This is a genomic window from Micromonospora sp. IBSANI012 (assembly GCF_052814045.1).
The window spans coordinates 3960376-3984360 of sequence record NZ_CP199933.1; the positions used below are offsets into that span (position 1 = coordinate 3960376).

Annotated in this window: 16 protein-coding genes; 5 read left to right on the forward strand and 11 right to left on the reverse strand. The window is 71.5% G+C overall.

The genetic code is table 11. From position 1 onward, the window contains the following. Nucleotides 1-57: 57 nt before the first annotated feature. Nucleotides 58-813: a hypothetical protein gene (locus tag ACTWM8_RS18315; RefSeq protein ID WP_446210093.1), complete on the forward strand. Its 756-nt coding sequence runs from the start codon at nt 58-60 to the stop codon at nt 811-813. A 61-nt stretch (nt 814-874) separates the two neighbouring features. On the opposite strand, the gene ACTWM8_RS18320 is transcribed toward ACTWM8_RS18315, so the two are convergent. Further along, a complete protein-coding gene (locus tag ACTWM8_RS18320; RefSeq protein WP_446210094.1) occupies nt 875-1513 on the reverse strand; it encodes a DedA family protein in 639 nt (212 codons plus the stop codon). Nucleotides 1514-1911: 398 nt separating this feature from the next. Here ACTWM8_RS18320 and ACTWM8_RS18325 point away from each other — a divergent pair, with 398 nt between their 5' ends. Beyond that, on the forward strand, nt 1912-3018 hold the full coding sequence (locus tag ACTWM8_RS18325; protein WP_446210095.1) for a nucleotide disphospho-sugar-binding domain-containing protein: 1107 nt from the start codon (nt 1912-1914) through the stop codon (nt 3016-3018). 369 nt (nt 3019-3387) lie between these two features. Beyond that, entirely contained in the window at nt 3388-4104 is a 717-nt protein-coding gene (locus ACTWM8_RS18330; protein ID WP_357610744.1) for an HD domain-containing protein, read from the forward strand. On the opposite strand, the gene ACTWM8_RS18335 is transcribed toward ACTWM8_RS18330, so the two are convergent. The 5 genes from ACTWM8_RS18335 to ACTWM8_RS18355 form a co-directional block, all read right to left on the reverse strand. Further along, nucleotides 4101-5276 carry a hypothetical protein gene (locus tag ACTWM8_RS18335; protein WP_446210096.1) on the reverse strand — a complete coding sequence of 392 codons (1176 nt, stop codon included), beginning with the start codon at nt 5274-5276 and terminating at the stop codon, nt 4101-4103. The genes ACTWM8_RS18330 and ACTWM8_RS18335 overlap by 4 nt on opposite strands. A gap of 9 nt (nt 5277-5285) precedes the next feature. Beyond that, on the reverse strand, nt 5286-5510 hold the full coding sequence (locus tag ACTWM8_RS18340; RefSeq protein ID WP_446210097.1) for a hypothetical protein: 225 nt from the start codon (nt 5508-5510) through the stop codon (nt 5286-5288). Nucleotides 5511-5587: 77 nt separating this feature from the next. After that, nucleotides 5588-5980: a barstar family protein gene (locus tag ACTWM8_RS18345; protein WP_446210098.1), complete on the reverse strand. Its 393-nt coding sequence runs from the start codon at nt 5978-5980 to the stop codon at nt 5588-5590. Nucleotides 5981-6038: 58 nt separating this feature from the next. Continuing rightward, complete coding sequence (locus tag ACTWM8_RS18350) at nt 6039-6410, reverse strand: ribonuclease domain-containing protein (protein WP_446214591.1); 372 nt, start codon at nt 6408-6410, stop codon at nt 6039-6041. 308 nt (nt 6411-6718) lie between these two features. Beyond that, nucleotides 6719-7879, reverse strand: a complete 1161-nt coding sequence (locus tag ACTWM8_RS18355; protein ID WP_446210099.1) for a right-handed parallel beta-helix repeat-containing protein — start codon at nt 7877-7879, stop codon at nt 6719-6721. 327 nt (nt 7880-8206) lie between these two features. Between ACTWM8_RS18355 and ACTWM8_RS18360 the strand changes: the two genes are divergently transcribed. Next, nucleotides 8207-8725: a hypothetical protein gene (locus ACTWM8_RS18360; RefSeq protein WP_446210100.1), complete on the forward strand. Its 519-nt coding sequence runs from the start codon at nt 8207-8209 to the stop codon at nt 8723-8725. A 77-nt stretch (nt 8726-8802) separates the two neighbouring features. Here ACTWM8_RS18360 and ACTWM8_RS18365 read toward each other — a convergent pair whose 3' ends face one another. The 4 genes from ACTWM8_RS18365 to pglY are packed head-to-tail and all read right to left on the reverse strand — an operon-like array spanning nt 8803 to nt 18735. Further along, nucleotides 8803-10908 carry a DEAD/DEAH box helicase gene (locus ACTWM8_RS18365; protein ID WP_446210101.1) on the reverse strand — a complete coding sequence of 702 codons (2106 nt, stop codon included), beginning with the start codon at nt 10906-10908 and terminating at the stop codon, nt 8803-8805. After that, nucleotides 10908-12233, reverse strand: a complete 1326-nt coding sequence (brxD, locus tag ACTWM8_RS18370) for a BREX system ATP-binding protein BrxD (RefSeq protein ID WP_446210102.1) — start codon at nt 12231-12233, stop codon at nt 10908-10910. Before brxD ends, ACTWM8_RS18365 begins: the two co-directional genes overlap by 1 nt. Further along, nucleotides 12230-14971, reverse strand: a complete 2742-nt coding sequence (gene pglZ / locus ACTWM8_RS18375) for a BREX-2 system phosphatase PglZ (RefSeq protein WP_446210103.1) — start codon at nt 14969-14971, stop codon at nt 12230-12232. The genes brxD and pglZ overlap by 4 nt, the downstream gene beginning before the upstream one ends. Continuing rightward, nucleotides 14968-18735, reverse strand: coding sequence for a BREX-2 system ATPase PglY (gene pglY / locus ACTWM8_RS18380; RefSeq protein WP_446210104.1), 3768 nt, complete (start codon nt 18733-18735; stop codon nt 14968-14970). The genes pglZ and pglY overlap by 4 nt, the downstream gene beginning before the upstream one ends. Before the next feature lie 243 nt (nt 18736-18978). Between pglY and ACTWM8_RS18385 the strand changes: the two genes are divergently transcribed. Beyond that, a complete protein-coding gene (locus tag ACTWM8_RS18385; protein ID WP_446210105.1) occupies nt 18979-19341 on the forward strand; it encodes a hypothetical protein in 363 nt (120 codons plus the stop codon). Here the strand turns inward: ACTWM8_RS18385 and ACTWM8_RS18390 are convergent. Beyond that, nucleotides 19320-23879, reverse strand: a complete 4560-nt coding sequence (locus ACTWM8_RS18390; protein WP_446210106.1) for a DUF5663 domain-containing protein — start codon at nt 23877-23879, stop codon at nt 19320-19322. The genes ACTWM8_RS18385 and ACTWM8_RS18390 overlap by 22 nt on opposite strands. Nucleotides 23880-23985 lie beyond the last annotated feature (106 nt).

Below are 23985 nucleotides of genomic sequence, written 5' to 3' on the forward strand. Positions count from 1 at the left end.
CGGCCGGGCCCGTGCCCTCGCCCCGTCGCGGCGGCCCGACCCGCGAGGAGGCCCGTCGTGGGTGAGCTGCGCAAGCCGTTCCTGCTGCTGGCGCTGCTGGCCGTGGCGCTGGTGGTCGGGGTGGAACTGGGCTCGTCGCTGCTCACCGGCGGCGGGGACGCGGGCGGCTCACTGCGGGCCAGCGCGCAGGACCTGGGGGTGGACGTCGGCGAGGTGGGCCGGGTCGACGAGCCCTCCGGTCGGGGCACCGGCTATCTGGCGCTGATCGACGTGGTGGCGCTCTGGACGACGGGGCTGTTCTGCCTGAGCCTGGTGGTGCCGGACCGGATCCAGGGGCGGGTGCAGGGCGTGGCGACACTGATCTTCTCGATCGTGCTGATCCTGGTGTCGCTGCTGATGCTGGTGCTCGCCTTCGTGGAGCTGTCCATCATGGTCTCGCTCTTCCTGGCCGCGCCCTTCGGCACGCTGGCGTACCTGGCATTGTGGGGCTTCTTCCCGGTCGGCGAGGCGAGCCTGCTGCTCGGCCTGGTGCTGCTGCTCAAGCTGGTCTGGGTGGTGCTGCTGCTGCTCGCCCAGCCCCGCTTCCTGCAGAACAAGGGCCTGGTGCTGCTGGCGCTGACCACGCTGCTCTGCACCGTGCTGCTGGAGTTCCTGCACAACCTGGTGCCGGTCGTCGTGGTGAGCATCCTCGACGACGTGGGGGCGCTGGTCTTCGCGGTGGTTGCGATCGTCTGGGGCCTGGTCCTCCTGATCGGCTCGATCCCCGCCATCGTCAAGGCGGTCCGGGTGACCGCCGCCCTCCCCACCCGCTGACCCGGACCCCGCCCACCCCCACCCCCAACGCGGTTGATCATGGACCGATCCTCAGGCCGTCTCACGCCGTCTCCCGCCGCCGGACCGAGCCCTCCCGGCGCGCCAACCTCCGGTAGCGCCAGATCCGCGCCAGCACCACCACGACCAGCGCCCCCAGCAGTGCCTCCCCGCCGAGCCCGAGCCGCCGCTCCACCACCTGGTACGACGCGCCGGCCAGGTAGCCGAGCACGCCGACCGCCACCGCCCAGAGCGCGCCCCCGGCGAGGTTCGCCAGGGTGAAGGTGCGCTGCGGGATGCCGCTGAGCCCGGCCAGGCCCGGAACCAGCGCCCGCAGCGCCGCCGCCCAGCGGCCGACGACCACCGCCGCCGCGCCACGCCTACGGAGCAGGTCGAGGGCTCGGCGCAGTTGCCCGGAGCGGACCAGCCGGCGCGGGGCCCGGGCCAGCAGCCGGCGGCCGTACCGGCGGCCGACGAGGTAGCCGACCTGGTCGCCGAGGGCGGCGCCGGCCAGCGCCGCCACCACCACCGCCCAGAGCGGAAGCCGCCCCTCGTGGGCCAGCACGCCGCCGACCAGGACGGCGACCTCTCCGGGCACGAGCAGGCCGAGGAAGGTCGATGCCTCCAGCGCGGGCAGCAGGAAGACCAGCGCCAGCACCAGGGCGGGCGGCAGCGCCAGCAACACCCCCAGCACCCGGTCCACCCGCCGATTGTCACCCCGGAGCGGCCGCAAGATCGCGGCACTTCCGGGAAGTGGTGGCCGACCGGTGACCGGCGGCCGTGACCGGCGGATCGAGCCCGATAACGGCCGGTATGTCACGACGCATCAACGCCCGTTCAGGTCACACCCGGGTCGAGGTTCGGATCCGCCGCCGAGCGGGGATACGGGGCCACCCGGGTGACGGCACAGCTTCCCGGGCGCCGGTTGACGAGGGACGGGAGGTGACCGTAGGTGACGGGTGGACCAGGTCCCGACGCGAGCGCAGACGACGCCGCGGCACGCCTGTGCCCGGGCGCCGATCCGACCAGCGCCGCGCACCGGGCGACCGATCGGTGTGCGCCCGCCCGAGCCCCGTGGCGGCTGGCCCTAGGATCGATGCCATGCGTGTCCTGGTGGTCTCCGCGCCGATGGTCGGTCACGTCTTCCCGCTCGTGCCGCTCGCCGCCGCGCTGCGCGACGCCGGCCACGAGGTGCTGCTCGCCACCGGGGGCGGGGGCCTGGCCGTCGAGCGCGCCGGCCTGCCGGTGCGGGACGTCGCGCCCGGGTTCGACCTCGGACGGATCGCCCTGCCCATCATGCTGCGCCACCCTCTGATCGCCCGCGCCGAGTTGGCCGGCACCGCCGGCACCCGCGGCGCCGGCCTGCTCTTCGGCGCGCTCAACGACCAGCTCACCGACCGGGTGGTCGCGCTGGCCACCGAGTGGCGACCCGACCTGGTGCTGCACGAGCCGTTCGCGGTGGCCGGCGCGGTGGCCGCCGCCCGGCTGGGCGTGCCGGCGGTCCGCCAGGAGAACGCCCTCTTCGACGGCCGGGACCTGGTCCGCGCCACCACCGACCGGCTCGGCGGCACGCTGCGCCGGCGCGGCCTGACCGAGCTGCCGCCGCCCGCCGCCGCCCTCGCCGTCGCCCCGCCCAGCGTGACCCACCAGGACGGCTGGCCGATGCGGTACGCCTCCTACGTCGGCGGCGGTGAGCTGCCGGACTGGTTGCGCGAGCCGGGCGCGCGGCCCCGGGTCCTGGTCAGCCGCAGCACCCTGACCGGCCCGGGCGACGAGGGGCCGATGCCCGCCGTGGTGGCGGCCGCCGCCCAGGTGGACGCGGAGTTCGTGCTGGTCCGGCCGGACCGCCGGTCGGCCCGCGCGCTGCCCGGCAACGTACGGGTGGTCGACTGGATCCCCCTCGACGCGGCCCTGCCGGCAAGCGCGGCCCTGGTCCATCACGGCGGGGCGGGCAGCGTCCTCGGCGCCCTCGTCGCCGGGCTGCCGCAGCTGGCCACGGTGGGGGCGGGCGACCGGCGGCACAACGCCGAGCTGGTGGCCCGCCGCGGCGCCGGCCTGGCGCTGCGCCCCCGGGACATCACCGCCGAGACGCTGACCCGCCTGGTCACCGACGCCGACCTGCGGACCGCGGCCGGTCAGGTCAGCCGGGAGATCGCCGCGATGCCGGCGCCGGCGGAGCTGGTGCCCCGGCTGGCCGCGCTGGTCTGACGCCGCCCACCGCCGACCAGCCCGCGCACGCGGTCCGGCGACCGGGTGACCGGTAGGGGGCGGCCCGCAGCACAGGCAAGATCACGTGCCGGAAGATGCCGAACGGGCTGGCGCGGTGGCCGACACCGGCGGGTGGCGGGAGGCCGGCGCAAACGGCGGGGAGCGGGGCCGGGGCCGGGGCCGGGGACGGGGCCGGGGACGGGGACGGGGCCGACTGATCATGGCTCGGCTGATGGACGAGGCGGTCGTCGACGGCACGCCGCAGGGGACGGTCGTCCGGCTGGCCAAGCGGCTCTCCGGCACCGCCTGAGCGGTCGCGTACGCGACGGCCGGGTCGGGCCGGTAGTGAAGATCGGCTATAAGTGGTGCATGGAGTTCCCGCCGTACCTCGCCACCATGCCGATGCACGCGATCACCGAGATCCACGGCGAACCCGGCCTGCTGGAACGGTTCCGGCTGGAGATCCGGGCGTTCGACCCGGCCGCGCGGGAGCGGCTCGGCGCCGCCCTCGACCTCGCCGCCGAGCTGCACCGCGACGACCGGCGGGTGCGCGAGCCGTACCTCAACCACCTGCTGCGGGTGGCGATCCGGATGATGCACCACTACCAGGTACGCGACGTGGACGTGATCGTCGCCGGCCTGCTGCACGACGCGGTGGAGGACCATCCCGGCGAGCTGGCCGGCACCGACGTCGCCGACCCGACGGCGGCGGCGCTGGCCACGCTGGCCGCGCGCTTCGGCCCGCGGGTCGCCCGGCTGGTCGCCGCGGTCACCAACCCGGAGTACGACCCGGACCGCGACCGCAACGCCCAGTACCGGGAGCACGTGGCGGCCAGCCTGGACCGGGAGCCGTGGGCGCGGGTGATCAAGGTGTCCGACTTCACCGACAACGGGGTGGGCGTGGTCTACACCATCGGGCCGAAGGTGGCCCGGTCGGCGGCGAAGTACCGGCCGCTGGTGCCCGTCTTCCGTGACCTGATCAGCCGGCCGGACACCCCGCTGTCGGCGCCGGTGAAGCGACACATCTTCGCCCAGCTGGACCTGGCCGAGGAGCGGTTCAGCGCGATCCTCGACCAGCCCAACTAGGGGCGGCGCAGGGCCCGGGTGGTGCCGGCGGCGATGGTGGTGACCAGGATCAGCCCGGCGGCGACCAACCCGTACGCCACCCACACCGTCTCCCCCGCCGGCGCGAAGGCCGACTCCTGGCGCAGGTCCACCAGCGGCAGCAGCAGGTCGATCGTGTAGACGGGTGCCAGGAACCGCACCGGACTCGTCGGGTCCAGCGGCGTCGGCGGTACGGCCGCGAAGACCGCGGTGCCGACGACGACCAGCGCCACCAGCCACATCGCGGCCAGGGCGGGCCGGTACCCGTACCCGACGGTGACGTCCTGGAGCAGGCCCCAGAACCGGTTGACCGGGGACTGCCCCGATCGTCGGTGCCGCTGCCCCTGCAACAGCACCGTGCGCGCGGCGTCCTCCTCGCCGCGCCGCCGGTACGTCCCCGCCAACTGCTCGTACGCCTGGGGTGAGTAGCCGTCCTCGTCGCGGCCGAGCCAGGCGAGGCGCTGGCGGACCTCGGCCCGGGAGTGGATGCTCTCGTAGACCAGGCCGTCGAGCCGCAGCGCCGCCGGCCAGCTCTCGGGGGCGTCGCGCAGCACCCCCAGCCGGGCGTGCCGGAGGTCCACCCGCCCCTCGACCGGCCCGTCGGTGGCGAGGACCAGTTCGGTCGTCTGGAGCTGCCGGCAGTCCAGCCTCGGCGTGCGCAGGCGGGCGTGCTCGAAGCAGACCTGACTGCCGACCCGGGCGAAGGAGATGTTGATCCGGCCCTCGGCCGTGAAGCCGTTGCAGCAGCTCAACGTGCCGCCGACGGCGAGGCCGATGGCGGCGAGGGCCTTCCCCTGCGGATCGGCCAGGGCGGCGCCGTGCATCCGTACCGATCCCCGGATGTCGGCGTGGTGCAGCGTGACCTCCCCGGTGCACCGCAGGCCGTCGCCCCGGACGTCGTGCCCGACCGAGAGCAGCCGGGCGTCGAGCGCCGGCGCGCCGGCCAACCGCGCCCGGTCGAGGACGAGCGCACCGTCTATTTTGGCCGCCGCGAGTCGGACGCCGTCGGCGCACCGGGCGTCGGTCAGTCGCAGATTGCCCTCCACGACCGCCTTGTCGGCCCAGACCCCGGCCAACCGCGAACCGGCGAGGTCGATCTCCCGGGTACGCGCGCCCACCAGCTCGAAGCGGTCGGTGAACACGCAGCGGGTCATCCGCACGGCTTACGGGATCTCCGCGTACGACAGGTCGAGGGTGCCGGTAATCTCCGCGCCCACCAGCGTCACGGCGGCCAGCTCACCCGGCTCGGGCGGCACCGCCCCGAGCAGCAGGGCCCGGATGACCGCCGCGCGGACGACCCGGTCCTCGGCGTCGGTCAGGTCCACCAGGCCGCGGCGCGGGAACGCCGTCCACAGCGCTCTCTCCGGGACGGTCAGCTCCAAGTCCACCCCGCCATGGTGCCCGCCGACCGCAACCGGCGCCGGGCCGCCCGCCCGGCGGGGGCCCCGACGCCGGCCCCGCCGGATCAGGCCGTCGCGGCGGCGACGCGGCGGTGCAGCGCGGGCAGCCGCTCGCCGGTGGTGCGCAGGACGAGCCGGAACGAATACCGGCCGTGCGACCACACGTCGTCGCAGAGCTGGAGCAGGGTGGCGAACTGCGCGGGCGGCTCGTCGGCGAGGAGCTGCTCGGCGTCCTCGACGCGCAGGGCGAGGCCGCCGTCCCGGTCGAGCAGGCAGTCGGCCAGCGCGTCCCAGTTGCGCCCGAACCACTCGGGCAGGTCGAGGGCCTGTGCCAGCAGCCCGAACAGGTCCGCGCGGCTGCGGGCGTCGGCGCCCGGCACGACCACCGTGCCGGCGGTCGGGTCGGCGATGGGGTCAGTGGTCAGCTCCAGCCACGGTGGCAGGTCGGGCGCGTCCATCTGGTCATCCTCCCCGCTCCGGTCGGGCCGGCTGGTCCCCGGCCCGACTGTTGCCGGCTCAGAGTCGGTAGAAGTTCGCGTAGTGATCCGGCGAGAACCAGGTCACCCCGGTGCTCCGGTTGACCACGATCCGGTACGCGTCCCGGGAGGCCCCGTACGCCCGGGGGTAGACGTCGTACTCGTGGTAGGTGGCGTTGGCGGGGAGCTGGCCCTCCCGGTTGTAGAACGGGCCGCCGGCGAAGTTGTAGAGCCCGCCGCTCCAGGTGTACCAGCCCCGGCTGGTCGGGAAGCCCTTGGCGGCCCAGCCGGACCGGGCGGTGCGGGCGTCCGCGCAGCGGGTCATCGTGCACGAGCTGTAGACCGCGGCGGACGCGGAGTCGGTGAGCGACGGGGTCACCACGGACGGGCCGACGAGCGCCGCGGCGACCATGGCGGTGAGCAGGGCGAACGTCCCGACCAGGCGGCGCAGGCGGGTGAGCGGGGCGGGCGGGGTGGCGATTGTGGTCAACGGGCCCTCCAGTCAACGGGGGATCGATCGGCGTCGACATCCAGTGTTGGCCCGGTGGGCCGGGACGAGAAGGCCCCGGAACCCGAATTGGCGCACAACCGTCGATGAATTTCCCGTGCCCTGGGCCGGCCGGTGGCGGTCCGCCCATGCCAGATTGGCTGCGTGGGCGGACCGCCGGGGTAGAGCGAGGGCGTCCTCCGCTGCGCCCGCTCCACCGTCGTACCGTCCGGTCAGCCGAGCACGCTGATCGACGAGTGGGAACCGGCCGTGCCGAAGACGGTGCCCTGGAACGGGGCTGGCCGGTTCCCGTCACTGACCAGTCGCACCGACATGTAGTCCGGGTTGCCGTCGAGGTAGAGCGCCCAGCGCATGCCGTTCGCACCGAGCCACGACGCGCCACCACCGGACCTCTGGTACGAGCACCCCTCGATGTTCACCACCGAGGTGTCGACGTAGAACCCGGCCGAATAGCGGTCATAGCCCGCGGTACCGACGCCGGTCGAGTCGGCGGTGCAGCCGGAGAGCGTGCTGCCCCGTCCGGAGACCTCGAAGCCGCAGCCGTAGGTGTCCTGCGCCTCGCAGCCGACGATGGTCGCCCGCGACGACGCGACCTTGAAGGCGGGACCGGGCGTCGGCCCGGTACCCGTTCCGTAAGCCTTGCAGCCCCACATCTTGATGTTGCCGCCGCCGACCAGGAAGCCCCCCGAGGCGCCACCCTGGGCGGAGCAGCCACTGACGAAGCCGTCCGACGACTGGAGGTTGTACGCCCAGCCGCCGGCCTTCTCCACCCGGCAGTCGGTCAGCTTGAACTCGCGCTGGCCGCCGACGTAACTGCCGCCGAGGTAGATGCCGTCCGAGGTGGTGTTCGCGACGAACACCCGGCACAGCCAGGGCGCCGGGTCCGGGGCGTACGGGGCGGGCTTGGTGGCGATCTCGAGGTTCACCCCGTTCTCCGCCAGGCCCGCCCCGTCCAGTCCGATGTCGCGGACACACATCCGCGCGTTGTTGCTCGTGGCCTGCGTGGTGACCATGGCGCCACCGGTGAAGCCGCTCGCCGCCTTCAGCAGCGTCGACAGCGGACCGGCGCCGACCAGGGTCTGCTTGTCCAGCAGCACGATCGGCGCCTTGACGTAGTAGGTGCCGGCCGCCACGAAGACCGCCCCCTGCGGGCCGACCGCGTTCAGCGCCGTGTTGATCGCCCCCTGGGCCCCGGTGGTGGTGTTCACCTCCCAGGTGGCACCGGAGCCGGCCGGGCCGACCCACGGCAGGCCGCTGGTGGCGGCCGCCTCGGCGGCCGACGCCGCACCGACAAACGGCGCGGCGACCGCCGCGGTCGCGGCCACGGCCGTGCCCCGCAGCAGGGCGCGACGGCCCGTGTTCTTCTCCTGCACCTGTCCTCCTCAGATCGCGACACCTGGGGCGTCGACCCGGTCCGCCGTACGGGCGGTCGGGCGCGGAGGACGGACACCGACCGGGGGACGCGCGCGGCGGCCACCCGGCGACGGACGGCGCCCCCGTACGGGTCTCCCCGCAACGCTCGTCGATGCCTGGCGCAGGCCAGCATGGACGGTCGGATCAGCCGTGTCCACCGCCGAGACCGGATTCTCGCCGAGGGCGCGCGCGCCGGCGGTACGGGGCAGCGCGGCGGTGCGCTCGCCCATAGAATCGCCGCCCGGCTCGATCTTGGCTGCTACCCCCGGGATGGCACGATGTCCGGCATGGACTGGATGCCGTTGCTGAGCACGGGAGCGGGTGCCCTCATCGCGCTCTCTGGCAGCTTCCTGGTCGACGTGCGGCGGGAACGGGACACCCGGGACCGGGACCGGGACCTCGACCGGTGGCGCACCTGCATCGACTTCGCGCTCGCCCTGGGCACCGCGCACAGCATGCTGCGCAACACCGCCGCCGGTGACCGCGCCGCGACCACCCGGGCGATGAGCGAGTCCGGGGCCTACCAGGAACGCGAACGGCTGCTGATGTCCGGCACGCCGGAGCTGGTGGTGGCGGGCGAGGACGCGTTCCACCGGCTGGTCGACATGCAGCGGCTGATCCGCGCCGGTGAGGACCTGCGCACCGCCGACGGACACGAGGCGTACCACCGGTTCGCCGAGAAGCTGTGGACGTTCCGGATGGCGGTGCGCCGGCACTTCGGGCACCGGGCGATCGATCCGGGAACGCTGGACCGCAAGGACTGGTCCGAGCGCAACGAGTGCGTGTACTGCGGCGCCGCCGCCTAGCGGGTGCTCGGTGAAGCGAGAGTTCGGCAGTTCGTCGCCGAGCCAGCCGCCAGCACCCCCGGGCTTTGACCGGCAGATCAGAGATAGGCGAACTGCACGGGTTCCCTGAGGACCGCGGCGGCTGCCTCGACGTCGGCGAGCCGCACAGCAAGCGTGGCGGCAGCCAGGCGCGGCGGTAGGGCGGCGCTGAACTTGAGTCCGGCGAGCGCCTTCTCGGTCACGTCAGGCAGGCAGATCCGCTGGCCAGCGTCCGCCGTCGCCACCCGCCACATCTCCCGATCCAGATCGGAGCGGAGTCGGATGCTGGCGTCGTCGTATCGCTGCGTCGGGTCAGCCAGGTCGCTCAGGGTGGCGATCAGGGTCGCGTTGGCCCGGAATCCGGCCCAGGTCCACCAGCGGACCTCGCCCTCTCTGTCCCGGACCACCACGGAGCCCCCCGGGTGCACCGTGGCGGCTGCGTCATCGCGAAGCGCCGCCAATCTCGTCGTGGCGCGAGCGGTGAGGGCGACCTTCGGATCGGCACCGAGGAGCACATCCCGCATAGCCCGGGTCATCCGGTACGACAGGCCCTGCGGCGAGGCTCCGCTCATCCACAACGCCTTGCCACCGCCGTCCGCCGGCTCGACGAAGCAGCGGCGCCGCTTCCAGTCGATGTGGGTGACCCGCCAACTGCGTCCGCCGAGCAGGAGCAGGCGGGGTCCCTGCACCTTCGCGGTCAGCAGGGCCGGATCTGTCCGGCCGATCTCGGCGCGCCCCGACAGCACGGTGAACTCCGGCGGTGCGGTGAAGACCGCGAGCATCTCCATGAAGTGACGCCGTCCGAACCGCGATTCGGTTTCCGGGCCGATGAACAGCATGCCGGAGTCCGAGTCGAGGAATCCGTGCTCGACCAGATGCCGCACGATGACCTCGGCGCTCCTGTCGAACGGTGGGAGTCCGTTCCATTCCTCCGGCCACAGCTGGTCGCCGACCCGGTGCTGCTGCAGCGACAGGGCGAGCATCTGCTGGGCCACGATGTGCCGCGGCTCCGGCGGCGGCACTACGGCCTCGACCCAGCCTTCCTGCCACAGGTTGAGCAATCCGGCCGCGTGCAGCAGCCCGTCACCGTCCAAGGCGAGGAAGAGGCAGTTACGGACGGTCCCGGGCCGCCGACCGGTCCGACCGATGCGCTGCAGGAACGCGGCGACGCTGCGTGGAGCACCGATCTGGATGACGCGATCGAGGTCGCCGACGTCGATGCCCAGTTCCAACGTGCTCGTCGCCACGATGACGCAGTCGCGTTCCTGCGCGAACGCCTCCTCGGCGCGGCGTCTCTCCTCGACGGAGAGGGACGCGTGGGAGAGAAACGTCTTCACCTGCATCTCGCGCAGCTTCTGACCGAGTTCCTCGACCAGCGCCCGCGAGTCGCAGAACACCAGGCGCTTCTCGCCCCGGTGCAGCGTTGCGATCACTTTGGCGGCGTTGTGCACGGAACCGACGTAGTCCAATTCCACGTCGCCGGCCGGAGCGGAGGCGGTGGTCACGGCGACGGGCGACACCACGCGGGCTGGCCGACGAGCTTGGCCGGAGCCCTGCAGCCAGCTCAACAGCTCGTCCGGGTTTCCGACGGTCGCGGAGAGCCCGATCCGCTGGACGGGCCGACCCGCCACCCGGCTGAGCCGCTCCAGCACGGCCAGCAGGTGCCAGCCCCGGTCATCGCCGGCGAAGGCGTGGACCTCATCCACGACGACCGTACGGAGGTGGCGGAAGAACTCACGCTCGTCGACCGCGGCGCTGACCAGCATCGACTCCAACGACTCGGGTGTCGTCAACAGCACGTCGGGACGCTCGCGGAGGATCGTGCGACGGCGCCCCATCGTGGTGTCCCCGTGCCACAACGCCGCCCGCCGACCGAGCCAGCCGGTGTACGCCTCCAGCCTCGGCAGGAGATTGTTGAGCAGCGCCTTGAGCGGGCAAATGTAGAGCACCGACGTGCCCGACCAGTTCTCCTGCGCCATCCGCGACAGCAGCGGGAACACCGCCGCCTCGGTCTTGCCGCCGGCGGTGGGCGCGAGGAGCAGTGCATCGTCTCCGTCGAGCAGTGGCTGGACGGCGGCCTCCTGCAGGGGTCTCAGTCCGGGCCACTGCAGCGAGTTCACCACGTGGTGGAGCACGACCGGGTGCAGCAGGTCTGCGCCGGCCATCAGCGGTCCGCGGAGAGGTCGAGCGAAATCTCGTCGGCCCTGGTCGCGTTGCGCTCGACGTCGGTCATCTCGGCGGTCGACAGGGTGAGCGCGTAGTGCTGTCGAGGGTCGAAGCTGTCGAACTGGTCGACCCGGTCGAGCACCTCCCCGACCAGCTTCTTGAGGAACAGCCGCGGTGCGACCCCCACCTTGCCACCCAGCCCACCGGCGACGGCTTGCGCCAACTGGCCGAGGTAGGCGTCGTCGACGAGGTCGCGTACCCGGTCTGGCGCGGCGGAGCCGTCGGCGTAGAGGTCCCGCACCCGGCCACCGAGTTCCACCAGGGAGTCGACGCTGAAGCCGGCGAGCCGGATCTGCACCGCCCGCGGGTTGTCGAACCGAGCGTCGGTGGTGAAGTCAACCGCAAGTCGCTGCGCCAGCGGTGCGAGCCGCTGCACGCCCTGCGGCCCGTCGTAGAACGCCGGCGTGCCGGTGATGACGAGGTAGAGCCCGGGGAACCGGCCGGAGTGCACCTCGTCGATGAGCTGGCGCAGCGCGTTGAGCGCCTTGTCCCGCGCGTCCGAGCGGACCCGTTGCAGCGTCTCCACCTCGTCGAGGACCAGCAGCAGCCCGGGATGGCCGCTGTCGCGCAGCACCGCGAGCAGACCCTGCAGAAAGCTGAGCGCCGCGAAGTGGTCGAGGTCGCCCCGTACCCCGGCGACCCGGCGGGCGGACGCGGCGACGTGCGGCTGTCCGCCCAGCCAGGCCAGCACCGCGTCGGCGGTCGCCTGGTCACCGGCGAGTGCGGCGGTCCGATACCCGCGGAGCGCGGCGGCGAAGGCTGGGGCGGTGCGGCTGACCGCGGCGAGCCGCTGGTCGAGCAGGACGCCGACCGCCCGGTCGAGGGCATCCGCGTCCTCGGCCGCCACGTCCCCCGCCGCGAGGACGTCCTCCTCCAACGCGTAGAACCAGCCGTCCACCACGGGTCGCAGGGCGCTCGGCGGGAAGGTCGAGGTGGTGAGCCGCTCAGTCAGCCGCCGGTACACCGTCTCGAGCTTGTGCAGCGGGGTCTCGTTCTCGGAGACCTGCACCTCGGCGGTGGCGAAGTTGGCCCGCTTCGCCCGCTCGGCGATCCAGCGGGTGAAGAAGGTCTTGCCAGAGCCGTACTCACCCCGGACGGCCTTGAACACCGAACCGCCGCCGGTGACCGTGTCGAGGTCCTCCCCCACCGCGACGGTGAACCGGTCGAGCCCGACGGCGAAGAGGTCGAGGCCCGCCGACGGGACGGCACCCCGGCGCAACGCGTCGATGACCTCTCGCCGCCGGGCCGGACTGACGGCGGTCACGGAGCACGCCCCGGCAGGCCGAACTGCGTCCGCAGCAACGCGATGTCCAGTTTGACCGTGCGTCCCTCGTCGATCTGCGACAGCACGGGATAGTTGTCGACGTTGAAGATCCGCTGCAGGGTGTTGACGAATCCACCCACCCGACCGGGCAGCTCACCGGCCCGCTGGCCGAGCACGGCCAGCGGCAGCACGCCCTTGGCGTCGACGAGCGCGCGCAACGCCGCCTCGATCTTCTTGCGGTCCACCTTGCGCGGGGTCAGGCCGTGCTGTGCCTCGAACAGCTCGGTGGCCAGCACCGCGGTCACCAGATCGCCGTCTCCCGCCGGCGGTGCCGCGGCGGGGGCGCTGGGCACCTCCGGTACGTCGAACAGCGCGTCCCCGGTGACAGCCGGCGCCTTGCGGCGCGGCCGGGGTGCGGGCGCCGGAGCCGTGGGTGCAGCCGGAACCGGAGCGGTCGCGGACGCCTGCCACCAGTCCGGTCGGCTGCTCTCGACGGGAGCCCAGCCGGCCGGCGGCTGCGTCGCGTTCGGCATCAGGTACGCCAGCAGCGGGATGGTGACCTCGGCGAGTGAGGCGCCGCCGTGGTAGCCGGCCTTGCTGGGGCGGTAGCGCAGCATCGGGTCCCACAGCGCGATGATCCGTTTGCCTTCGGCCACCACCCGGGGGCCGGTCAGCTCCACCTCCCCGGGGGCGGTCGGACCGGTTCCGGTGCGGTGCCGGGCGGAGGCGGCGTCAGCGGCCTTGACGTGCTGCCCGCCCCGCTCCAGCACATGCCCGTGGTCGCTGGTGATGACGACGGCGCGTCCGGAGGAGCGCGCCTGGTCGAGCAGGCTGCGCAGGAAGCCGAGGTCATCGAGCTGCCAGCCGGGTTCGTCGCCCTCGCGGCCGTGGGTCAGCGACTCGTCCACGGTGTTGATCACGACGGCCACCACGGGCGCCGTGCCGGCCACCGCGTCGGCCAGTCCGCCCGCGTACGCCCAGCCGGCCCCACCCTTGGCCGGCCCCTTGTGGAAGATGCGGGAACCCTTGCCCCACCGACCGTCGGCGAAGTGCTTCTTCTCGTTGTCCTGGTTGCCGGTGCGCAGAGCGCCGGCGAAGAGCGAGGTCCGGGACACCGCGGTCAGGGTGGGCAGGGCGGCAACGATGCCCCGTCGGCGGCCCGAGGCGGCACCGGCGAGCGGGTCGTACTCGACCCAGTGCTGGGAGAGCTCGTCCGCGAGTTGCACGGCGACGGCGGCGCTCATCCCGTCGAGGACGACGAGCAGCACTGGCCGGTCGGCCTTGACCAGCGGGTCGATGACCCGCGGCAGCAGGTTCTCCACGGTGAGCAGGCCGCCGTCGTTGCCGGGGCCGGCGGTGGCCCACGCCGCGAGGCGCCCGGCGAACGCCTGGTCCAGGTCCCGCCGCCGCTGCTGCGCCCGGTCGTGGATCTCCCGGAACGCGGTCTGGAGTTCCGGGTTGGCGTCGTCGCCGGCCCAGACGTGGTTGAGGGCCACGTCGACCCAGCCCCACTGGCCGATCTGCTGGTCCACCCCGTCGGCCACACTCGCCGGGGGCTCCTGCTCGGTGCCGAGCCACCGCACGAGCCGCTGGCCCATCCGGATCCGGTTGACCCGGGTAGCTTCGACGTCGGCCAGCCGGTGCCCGGCGAGCGCGTCGACCGCGTCGTCGAGCGCGCGGTCGGCCGGGTCGCGGAGCGCGGCCCGCAGTGCCTGCGCGGCGGCGGTGATCCGCCGGGTGAAGCCGGTGCGGAGGATCGGGCTGTGGCCGGCGCTGGCCGTCGCGTTGAACTGGATGAGTAGTTCCTCGGCCCGGTCCAGCACCGCGTTTCCCTGCAGCCGCGTCTCCCGCTCGCGGGCGGTCAGCATCGCGCTCACCACCTGCACCGCCGCGTCGGCGAAGCCGTGCACGGTGGCATCGTCGTTGAGGTTGCCGAAGTACTGGTCGATCCGCCCCTGCGCCCGCACCGCCTCCGCGCTGTCCGTGGTCCACAGGGCGTCGCAGACGAGACCGAGTGGCAGGGCGTCCGCGCCGTGGCCGGCGCCGATGAGGGCGAAGAGCGCCCGGGCGGGCCGGCCGAACTGCTCGACCAGCCACCCGGCCAGGCCGTCCCGCTCCTCCTGCCCGAGCAGCGCGTACGCGTCGACGGCCGACGGCTCGGCGCTCCAGCGCAGCAGGGCCGCCACGTCGAGGTCGTCCGGGCTCCCGCCGCGGCGGTCCAGACCTAGGCGTACGGCGGCAAGGTGCCGCAACGCCACGTCGCGGGTCAGCACCGCGGTGGTCAGCTTCGGCCAGCCCGCCGGCGGCATGGCGTCGAGCAGAGCCGGGCCGGCCCAACGTTCCCGCTCCAGCGCGCTGTCGGGCAGCTGGGCGCCGAAGGCGTCCACGACCAGGTCCCACGGCTCGATGGTGTGGACCTTCTGCCGGAAGATCCGGCTGCGCACCCCGTGTCCGAGATCGGATTCCGGGATGTCGGTGAGCAGCACCAGCACCTCGTCGCCACGGTCGGCGACGAGGTGCTCCCAGATGGCCAGCGGGGACACGCACGGCACGACCCGGACCTGGCGTCCGTCGGGCAACAGGATCGCCGGGTCGTGCGGCCAGGCCGGCTCGGCGCGCACGACCATCACCGGGTACGCCTCGCCGTTGCGGTGCCGGCCGAGCTGTTGCGCCACCTTCTGCGCCAGGGCTACGGGGTTGATCCGCAGCGCCTGCGCTGGTGCGGGTGCCTGAGTCACGGCACGATTCTCCAGGTCACCTCGATCGTGGTGTCGCCATGGTCGTTGGCGAACCCACGGAGTTGCTCAACGACCCGGTCGAGTTCTCCTGCGGGAACCGCGAGGCGGCCGGTCGGCGTCACGCCACCGCCCTGCGGTCCGTGAGGCCCGTCCTCGTCACGCCTCGGCGCGACAACGGTGCCGGACCGCCCCTCGTCACCACCCGGCCGGTAAACGATTTCGGGCTTCCGGGTGGCCCGGCGGATCAGGGCGGTGGCGTCGGTCTGGGCCCGGCGCAGTGCCGGAGCGAGCGGGGCGGTCAGCTCGTCAGCGTGGGCCACGCGGCGCAGCTCGCCGAGGATCGCCGACGCCTCGGCCGCGTACGGCTCGGGCAATCCGGCGACGATCTCGAAGGTGTCCCACGGCGCGGCGGCGAGGGCGGCGGAGACCTGGGCGGCGCTGGTGATGCTCTTGCCGGTCCGGTCGGCGGGGCCGGCGAGTTCGGCGAGGGCGAGCCGTTCCACGGTCTCGACCGCCGAGCGGCCGTTGACCAGGGACTCCAGCAGGTCGGCGGCGGCGCGGGCGGTGGCCAGCCGGCCGCCGGTGGACTCCTTGTCGATGCCGAGCCAGGTCGCGTGCTGGTCCAGTCGTGCGACCAGTCCGTGCGCGGCCTCCCGGTGGCGGTTGGCCTGCGCGGTGAGGTCGCGACCGAAGAGGGCGACCAGCCGGCCGCGACGAAGGTCGACGGGTTGGAAGCCGAAGATCGCGGCGGACCGGGCCCGCGCCGCCTGCCAGTCCTCCTCGCTGGGCAGCCGCTCCTCGCGCAGGGTGTGATCCGCGCTGATCTTGCCCAGCTCGGGAGCCGGGATCACCTCGCTGCCGTGGAGGTAGAACGCCCGGTCGGTCTGCTCGGCGAAGGTCGCCACGACAAGCTGCGCGACGATCGGGTCGAGGCCCCGGGGCTTCGGGTCGTCGATCCAGCGCAGCAGGTCGGCCACCCGAAGTTCGCCGGTGATGCCCTCGCTGGCCGCCCGGTGCTGGAAGTGCTGGGCCCACTCCCCCTCGATGACGAACGCCGCCTCGTGCATGGTGCCCAGGCCGAGCGGGTTGGCGATCCGTCGGAGCGTCTGCCGGTGCGTCCGCTCGACCTCGACCCGGCCCTCCGGCGACTCGACGGCCCGGCGGACGTGGTCGAGCACCACCTTCACGTCCTGCGGGCGTAACGGGTCGCCCTTGCGGTCGGGGTCGAAGTCGGGGTGGGCGGGGAACTGCTGGCTGAGCATCTGGTCGCCGATGCTGCGCAGAGCGTCGTTGAAGGTGGCGCCCATGGGCAGCTTCGGCTCCAGCGCCCGGGTCAGCGACTGAAGGTGGTCGTCGAAGCCGAGCACGACGTCGGTGGCCTGCTTGCCGGCCAGCCCGTACGCCTGGCGCAGCACCGCCTGCATCTTGGCCAGCAGCGCACTGCGCTGGTTGGTCAGCGCGCCATGCGCGCGGCGCCGGTCGTCCGGGTTGAGGTGCTCGGCGTGGCTGTCGAAGCGCTGCCCCTCGAGCAGCTTGTCGATGATGACCAGCTTGCCCAGCTCGGTGAGGCGTTCCACGGTGAGGGCCGCCGGGATCCAACACACGGTGCGGGAGGTGGTCCGGCTGATCAGGTCCTGCACCCGCTGCCGGTCGTCGGCCGGTCCGTGACTGCCGTCGTCGAACGGGTAGTCGATGATCATTCGCCATCCGGCCGGGTCGTTCGGGTGGAACGCCTCGTCGCGGATGTCGTTCGCGTCGCGCACGTTGCCGTAGACCAGCTCGATGACGCGGCGGCTGCCCCGCCAATTCAGCCCGGCCTCGGCGAAGAACGAGTCGCTCCACTGCACGCCGAGCTGCTGCCAGAGCAGCCGCTGGACGATGTGCTTGCGGGCGCCCTCGTTGTCGTAGTGCTTGGCGGTAGCGAGCACGCTGTCGACGTCCACGCCGACCAGCTCCAGCGACACCACCGGGTCGTCGCCCTCACCGATGCGGATCTCGGCGAACTGGCCGGCCCAGTCGGCGAGCTTCCGGTTGACCTGCGCGACCTCCCCGCCGGGGATCGGGCTGGTGATGCTGCCGTGGTTGAGGGCGGAGAGACGACGGGCGGTGAGATTTCGCAGCGCCGGGACGCTGGGTGCCAGGGCGGCCAGCAGCAGCGTCTTGACCAGTCGGTCGTCGCCCGTGAAGGCGCGGATACGCCCAGTCGCCTCGGCGGGCAGCGCGTCCCCGCGGCGGGCAGCGTCGAGGTCATCCTCGGTAAGGCCGTACTGCCCCAGGAGGTAGGGGCGCAGCTTCAGATCGTAGAGCTTCTGGGCCATCTCGAACTCGGCCTTGAGCTTCTCGGTGAACGGCTGGTCGCCACCGCCGCTGATCACGTCGTAGAGGTCGCCGAGCGGCACGAGCTGGCCGAGACGCAGGGTCTCCCGCCGGTCCACCAACAGCTGCCGCATCAGCTTCAGCGCGGTCCGGGAGCGCTGCAGCGCGCTGGAGACGTGCACGAGGGTGGAGAGGAACGCCGGGCTGAACGGGTACGTCGACCGGAAGGCGTCGATGTCGGCGCCGCTGCCGGAGTCGGTGCCGAGCAAAGTGTCGAACACCTCCCGCCGTACCTTGGTGGTGGCGTCGAAGGCCTTGCGGATCTCCTCGGCGGCCGTGGTATCGAGGGGTTTGAGCAGGCGGCGGCGGGCGATCTCCGGGAGGTTGCGGTCCTCCAGCTTGATCACGTCGAACCGGCCGCTGGCCAGGTTGAGGGTGTCCTGGTAGCTCAGCTCGTTGGCGCCGGTGACCTCCTCGCCGACGAGTTCGCGCAGGTCACGCTGGCGGGCGATGAAGCTGATCACCGGGATGGGCCGACGGGTGTCGCCGCCCTCGACGAAGTTGGTGATCTTCTGGATCTCGCGGGAGACGAACTGCTGGTCGCCGATCGAGTTGGCCAGCCAGAGGATCAGCTCGTCGAGGAAGAGGATCAGGCCGTGGTAGCCGAGTTCCTTGGCGTGCCGGCTGATCTCGGTAAGGCCCCGGTCGAGCGAGACGAACGCCTCGGCGTCCTCCCGGGCGTTGCTGAAGAATCCCACGTTCCAGCTGGTCAGCAGGTCGTTGACCAGCTTGCGGCGCAGCTCGTCGTTGTACGCGCCGGCGAACGCCTGGTCCAGCCGCTCGGTGGTCCAGAACGTCTCGCTGTCGCCCCACTCGTCCTCGACGTCGCCGCCGGGCAACTCGGCGATGAACTTCGCGTCCCCGACCTTCTCCCGCGTTGATGCGGCCTGGTCCAGCAGCGAGTCGGTGCGGTGCACCGCCGGGATCGGCGCCTCGGGGTGCAGGGCGCGGACCCGGTCGACGTAGCCGCCGAGGACGCGCTGCTCCAGCGAGCGGGCGTCGAGCAGGTGGTACGGGATGAGCAGGAACTTGCGCCCGTCCAGCCAGACGCTGTGCTTGGCGACCAGCGGGGCCAGCTCGTCGCGGCCGCGGGCGGCAGACTCGCCGCGCAGCAGCGCGTGCAGCACCGCCATGAAGTGCGACTTACCGGAGCCGAAGGAGCCGTGCAGGTAGGCGGCCTTGGAGGAGTGCCCTTCGACCGCGGAGCGGATCAGCCCGAGCGCCTCGTCGAAGTTCGCCAGCAACCGGTCCGTGACCACGTAGTCGCGGAGGGTGGCGTCGGCGTCGGCGACACTGTCGGCGAGCTTGAGCACGAAGTCGCTCGTGCTCGTGCGCTCCGGGATGTCGATGTAGTCCCGGAGCAGCGGCGCAGGGGTGGGCGAAGACATGCTGCATACCGTACCGATCGAGGCACCGATCACATCCATCGCGTGGCCAGGCGTAGTCGAGACGGGCACCGGCATACAACGACCGTCGTTGGCACTCCAAGCGCCCGACTCTCCTTCAGACGACCAGCACGCGACTCCCGCCCACCTCTCCCGGCGACGTGATGAGTGGACGAGCCATGTCAGGATCGCCACGAGAGACGTGAACAGGAGGAGCCCATGCTTCGCCCTACAGGACACAGCGCGTTGGCGGTCTGCTCCGTCGTCATCGGCTCGATCGCCGGACTGCTAGGTAACTATCTTGTCGGGGGTTTCCGACGGTCCTTGCTGATCGGATTCATCGCTCTGGTCGTCATCTGGGCCATTCTCGAAGGGATTCGCGCCATGACTACGAGCAGCACGCACCGCAAGACCGCCCGGGCGAAGCAGGTCCTAGGCGTCGTGGCCGGCGAGGCGATCGGCGCCGACGGCCTTCCGGAAGAGACCGACGTGACGGTCGAACAGTCCGCCGTCCGCGTGGACAAGGGCGGTCGTCTCGTCGGCTTGCGAATTGATGCCCAGACACCCACCCGGCAGGAAAAACCCGGTCACGGGAACAACGTCTCGTGAGCCCGCCTGGCGTCATGCCCGCCCGACGCCTGCCTGACCACGTCCACTCCGTCCACCTGTCGAGCAAGCCGCCGCAGTGCAGGGAGTAGCGCGACTGCGGCCTCTTGGACGTCGGCTACCGACGTGGCGATCTGTCGCGCCTTGAGAAGTGTCGCGCCGGGCAGGTCGTTGACGTGCCCAAGCAAGTGCAGGTTAGCCAACTGCACGAGCCGGTTCGCCAACTCGGCGTCTCCGTCGGGTGTGAGGTCAACTGCCTTGCCTGCGGCGACCAATGCCTTGCGGAGATGGCTTTTCTGGTCTGGCTCGCGCCTCCACCGCTCCAGTTGCCAGGTAGCGTAGATCGCCTCAGCGGATGCAGGATCCTGCAGGTCGTGCCGTGCCACGATGTCCGCCTGCAACGAGAGGAGGTGGTCGAGGTCACCCGCCTGCTCGTAGACCTGCTCATCGACAGCTGGACGTCCGCGGAGGCGGCCGATCAAGGCATTGGCCAGGCTGAAGAGACGGTCGGTACGGTGGGGATCGTCATTCGGAGTGCCTTCCACGGCTCGAACCCCGGCTTCTACGGCCGCATGTATGTCCAAGGCCGTGCCATCACCGCCGCGATTCCATCGGAGCCTCAATGAGTAGCTGTGCGCGCCGTAGGCGGAGGCGCGGTCGTGCAGATCCGGACGAGTGGTGATGTCCGCCTGCAACGCGATCAGACGATCCAGGTCGTCCGGCTGCTCACCCTCGGTATCGATCCGATCCGTGTAGGCGTTCGCCAAGCCGATCATCCGGTCGGTGAGCTCCTCGTGGTCGTCCGGGGTGAGCTCTATCGCTCGCTGGTAGGCCGCCACCGCACCATCGAGGTCGGCCGCGTGGCTGGCCGGATCACGCTGCCACCGTCGCCGCCGAAAGAATCCGTGCGCCGCCAGCGCCGAGGCCGGGTCGTGCAGATCCGGACGAGTGGTGATGTCCGCCTGCAACGCGATCAGACGATCCAGGTCGTCCGGCTGCTCACCCTCGGTATCGATCCGATCCGTGTAGGCGTTCGCCAAGCCGATCATCCGGTCGGTGAGCTCCTCGTGGCCGTCCGGGGTGAGCTCTATCGCTCGCTGGTAGGCCGCCACCGCACCATCGAGGTCGGCCGCGTGGCTGGCCGGATCACGCTGCCACCGTCGCCGCCGAAAGAATCCGTGCACCGCCAGCGCCGAGGCCGGGTCGTGCAGATCCGGACGAGTGGTGATGTCCGCCTGCAACGCGATCAGACGATCCAGGTCGTCCGGCTGCTCACCCTCGGTATCGATCCGATCCGCGCAGGCGTTCGCCAAGCCGATCATCCGTGCGGTGAGGCGGGCGTCGTCCGGGGTGAGCTCTATCGCTCGCTGGTAGGCCGCCACCGCACCATCGAGGTCGGCCGCGCGGCTGGCCGGATCACGCTGCCACCGTCGCCGCAGCCATAATCCGTGCACCGCCAGCGCCGAGGCCGGGTCGTGCAGATCCGGACGAGTGGTGATGTCCGCCTGCAACGCGATCAGACGATCCAGGTCGTCCGGCTGCTCACCCTCGGTATCGATCCGATCCGCGCAGGCGTTCGCCAAGCCGATCGTCCGTGCGGTGAGCTCCTCGTGGTCGTCCGGGGTGAGCTCTATCGCTCGCTGGTAGGCCGCCACCGCACCATCGAGGTCGGCCGCGCGGCTGGCCGGATCACGCTGCCACCGTCGCCGCAGCCATAATCCGTGCACCGCCAGCGCCGCGGCCGGGTCGTGCAGATCCGGACGAGTGGTGATGTCCGCCTGCAACGCGATCAGACGATCCAGGTCGTCCGGCTGCTCACCCTCGGTATCGATCCGATCCGCGCAGGCGTTCGCCAAGCCGATCATCCGTGCGGTGAGCTCCTCGTGGTCGTCCGGGGTGAGCTCTATCGCTCGCTGGTAGGCCGCCACCGCACCATCGAGGTCGGCCGCGTGGCTGGCCGGATCACGCTGCCACCGTCGCCGCAGCCATAATCCGTGCACCGCCAGCGCCGCGGCCGGGTCGTGCAGATCCGGACGAGTGGTGATGTCCGCCTGCAACGCGATCAGACGATCCAGGTCGTCCGGCTGCTCACCCTCGGTATCGATCCGATCCGTGCAGGCGTTCGCCAAGCCGATCATCCGTGCGGTGAGGCGGGCGTCGTCCGGGGTGAGCTCTATCGCTCGCTGGTAGGCCGCCACCGCACCATCGAGGTCGGCCGCGTGGCTGGCCGGATCACGCTGCCACCGTCGCCGCCGAAAGAATCCCTGCACCGCCAGCGCCGAGGCCGGGTCGTGCAGATCCGGACGAGTGGTGATGTCCGCCTGCAACGCGATCAGACGATCCAGGTCGTCCGGCTGCTCACCCTCGGTATCGATCCGATCCGCGCAGGCGTTCGCCAAGCCGATCATCCGGTCGGTGAGCTCCTCGTGGTCGTCCGGGGTGAGCTCTATCGCTCGCTGGTAGGCCGCCACCGCACCATCGAGGTCGGCCGCGTGGCTGGCCGGATCACGCTGCCACCGTCGCCGCAGCCATAATCCGTGCACCGCCAGCGCCGAGGCCGGGTCGTGCAGATCCGGACGAGTGGTGATGTCCGCCTGCAACGCGATCAGACGATCCAGGTCGTCCGGCTGCTCACCCTCGTTACCGATCCGATCCACGTAGGCGTTGGCAAGACTGATCATACGGCTGGTGTAAAGGAGATCTTCCTGGCTGGTGAGATCGAGAGCTCGCAGGTAGGCGTCGATGGCCCGAGTGAGTAGGTCGGTCGATCTGCTCGCCCTCCATTGCTCTGCCAACGCGAAGCCCATGTCGAACAGACCTGCTGTTGTGTCGTTCTCCGGTCGCCAGCCGCTCAGCACGCGCTCCCAGATGAGTCGTAGCTCTTCCGCCACCGTCAACCAGGACGACGGCTGGACGGCTTTGATCAACTCCAGAGCGCCGTGCTCGTCGCGCTGCCTCTGCAGGCTCTCGAACTCATCAAGCTGGGCTTCGGTCATCATGCCCGCCAGCCGCCTACCGACGCGGCGCTGAAGCTCCTTGTACAGCAGGGACGACAGGCCGGTCAGCGGCACGGAGCCGGCGATCCGGGTGTTCGCCGGAGCCAAGTGGCTCAATCGTTCGATGTAGTCGAGCCAGTGGCGGACGCCGTCAGCCCCCTCGTCAAGGCCGGCTGTCTTAAGGAGCTCGATCTCCGCCGCCAGCCGAAGGCACCGTTGCAGGCTGCTGGACAGTCGCACCGTGCCGAGGTCAAGCTCAGCGGTGGCGAGCGCGTGCGGCATGACGTAGTTGACCCCGTAGGACCCGGCCAGGGACCAGCGGTCGCGCCCGAGCCTGAGAGCCATCTCGGTGAGGCGATCATGCGCGTCCCGCAGGTTCGCCAGCTCGTAACCGCCGTCGGCAATCCAGCGCCCGAAATCGCCGTGCCAGAACTGGTATTTGCCGTCCACGCCATAGGCAATGAGTGCCTTCAGGTCACCAAGCAGTCGCGCCAGACTTGCCCCGTCGGTCTCAAGGGCCGCCGTTGCGATGTCCTTCGGCAGCGTGGTGCCGACATCCTGTGCAGCGGCGATGAGCGCGATGAGGCTTGCCGCAGTCTGCCATCGATCGCCCAACCGGCCACGGGCGCGGTCCAGTGCCTCTCGGTAGACCACGGCGAGGGTCCGCGGGGACGTGAGGGTCAGCGGCGACTGCTTGCCATTGGCGAAATCCTCTTTGATCGCCAGCCCGACGTAAAAGGCCCACACCCAGACGCCGGCCGCGCTTCTCGCGATCTGTCTGGCTAGGCGTTCCCGGTCTTCTTCCGGCAAGTCAACCAGCAGGGTGGAACAATACCCGGCTAGGTCGTCCTCATCGGACTTATCCGGCTGCGCCAGGTCGACGATGACGGGCCGGCGAATCGGCGTGACGTCGATCGGAACCTCGGGCTGGCTGGCGACCACGAGACGTAGCCGGCCCACGCCCCGATCGCCGTGTGGCGCACGACTAATGGCATCGGCGAGCCGCGACACGACGGTGAGGAAGTCCAGGGCATGGTCGCGGAACGCCTCGTCGAGGCCGTCCACCACGACCACCAGGGGTGGCCCCGCCGGGAGGGCCGCAAGTTGAGGGAGCACTGTCTCGCGAAGATCTCCCACCGGATCCTGGTTCAGCAGGTATGCGGTGATCATCTGGCCGACGGCCTGGGCACCGGGGGCCAGCAACCCCACCTTCTGATTGACCACAGCGGAGGGCGTGATCACGGCTGGTGGCGGGTTACCAACTAGTTCGAGTAGTTCCTTCTTGAGCGAACTCCATGACAGCTCTCCGCAGCGGTTGCCGCGCAGATCCCGCAGGATCGCTCCACCGAGCCTTGCGCCACTGTCGTCGCGGCTCTCCGCCAGCCGCAGGCACACCTGATGGAGGAATCGACTCTTGCCCGTGCCCGGTCCACCGGAGATCACGAGCACCCTCTCGCCATCCTGGGTTGATAGCCAGCCGTCAATCTTGGCTTGCAACCACGGTCGCGATGTGAAGAATGTGGGGTCCTTCGAGGCGGCGGTCATGTGTAAAGGGTCCGTTCCGACTGCGACTCCCACCGATGCATGTTCGGAGCGTAACTATATTGTTGCCTAGAGCGCCATCCTGCATCGAGACCTTCCCCACGGTCGG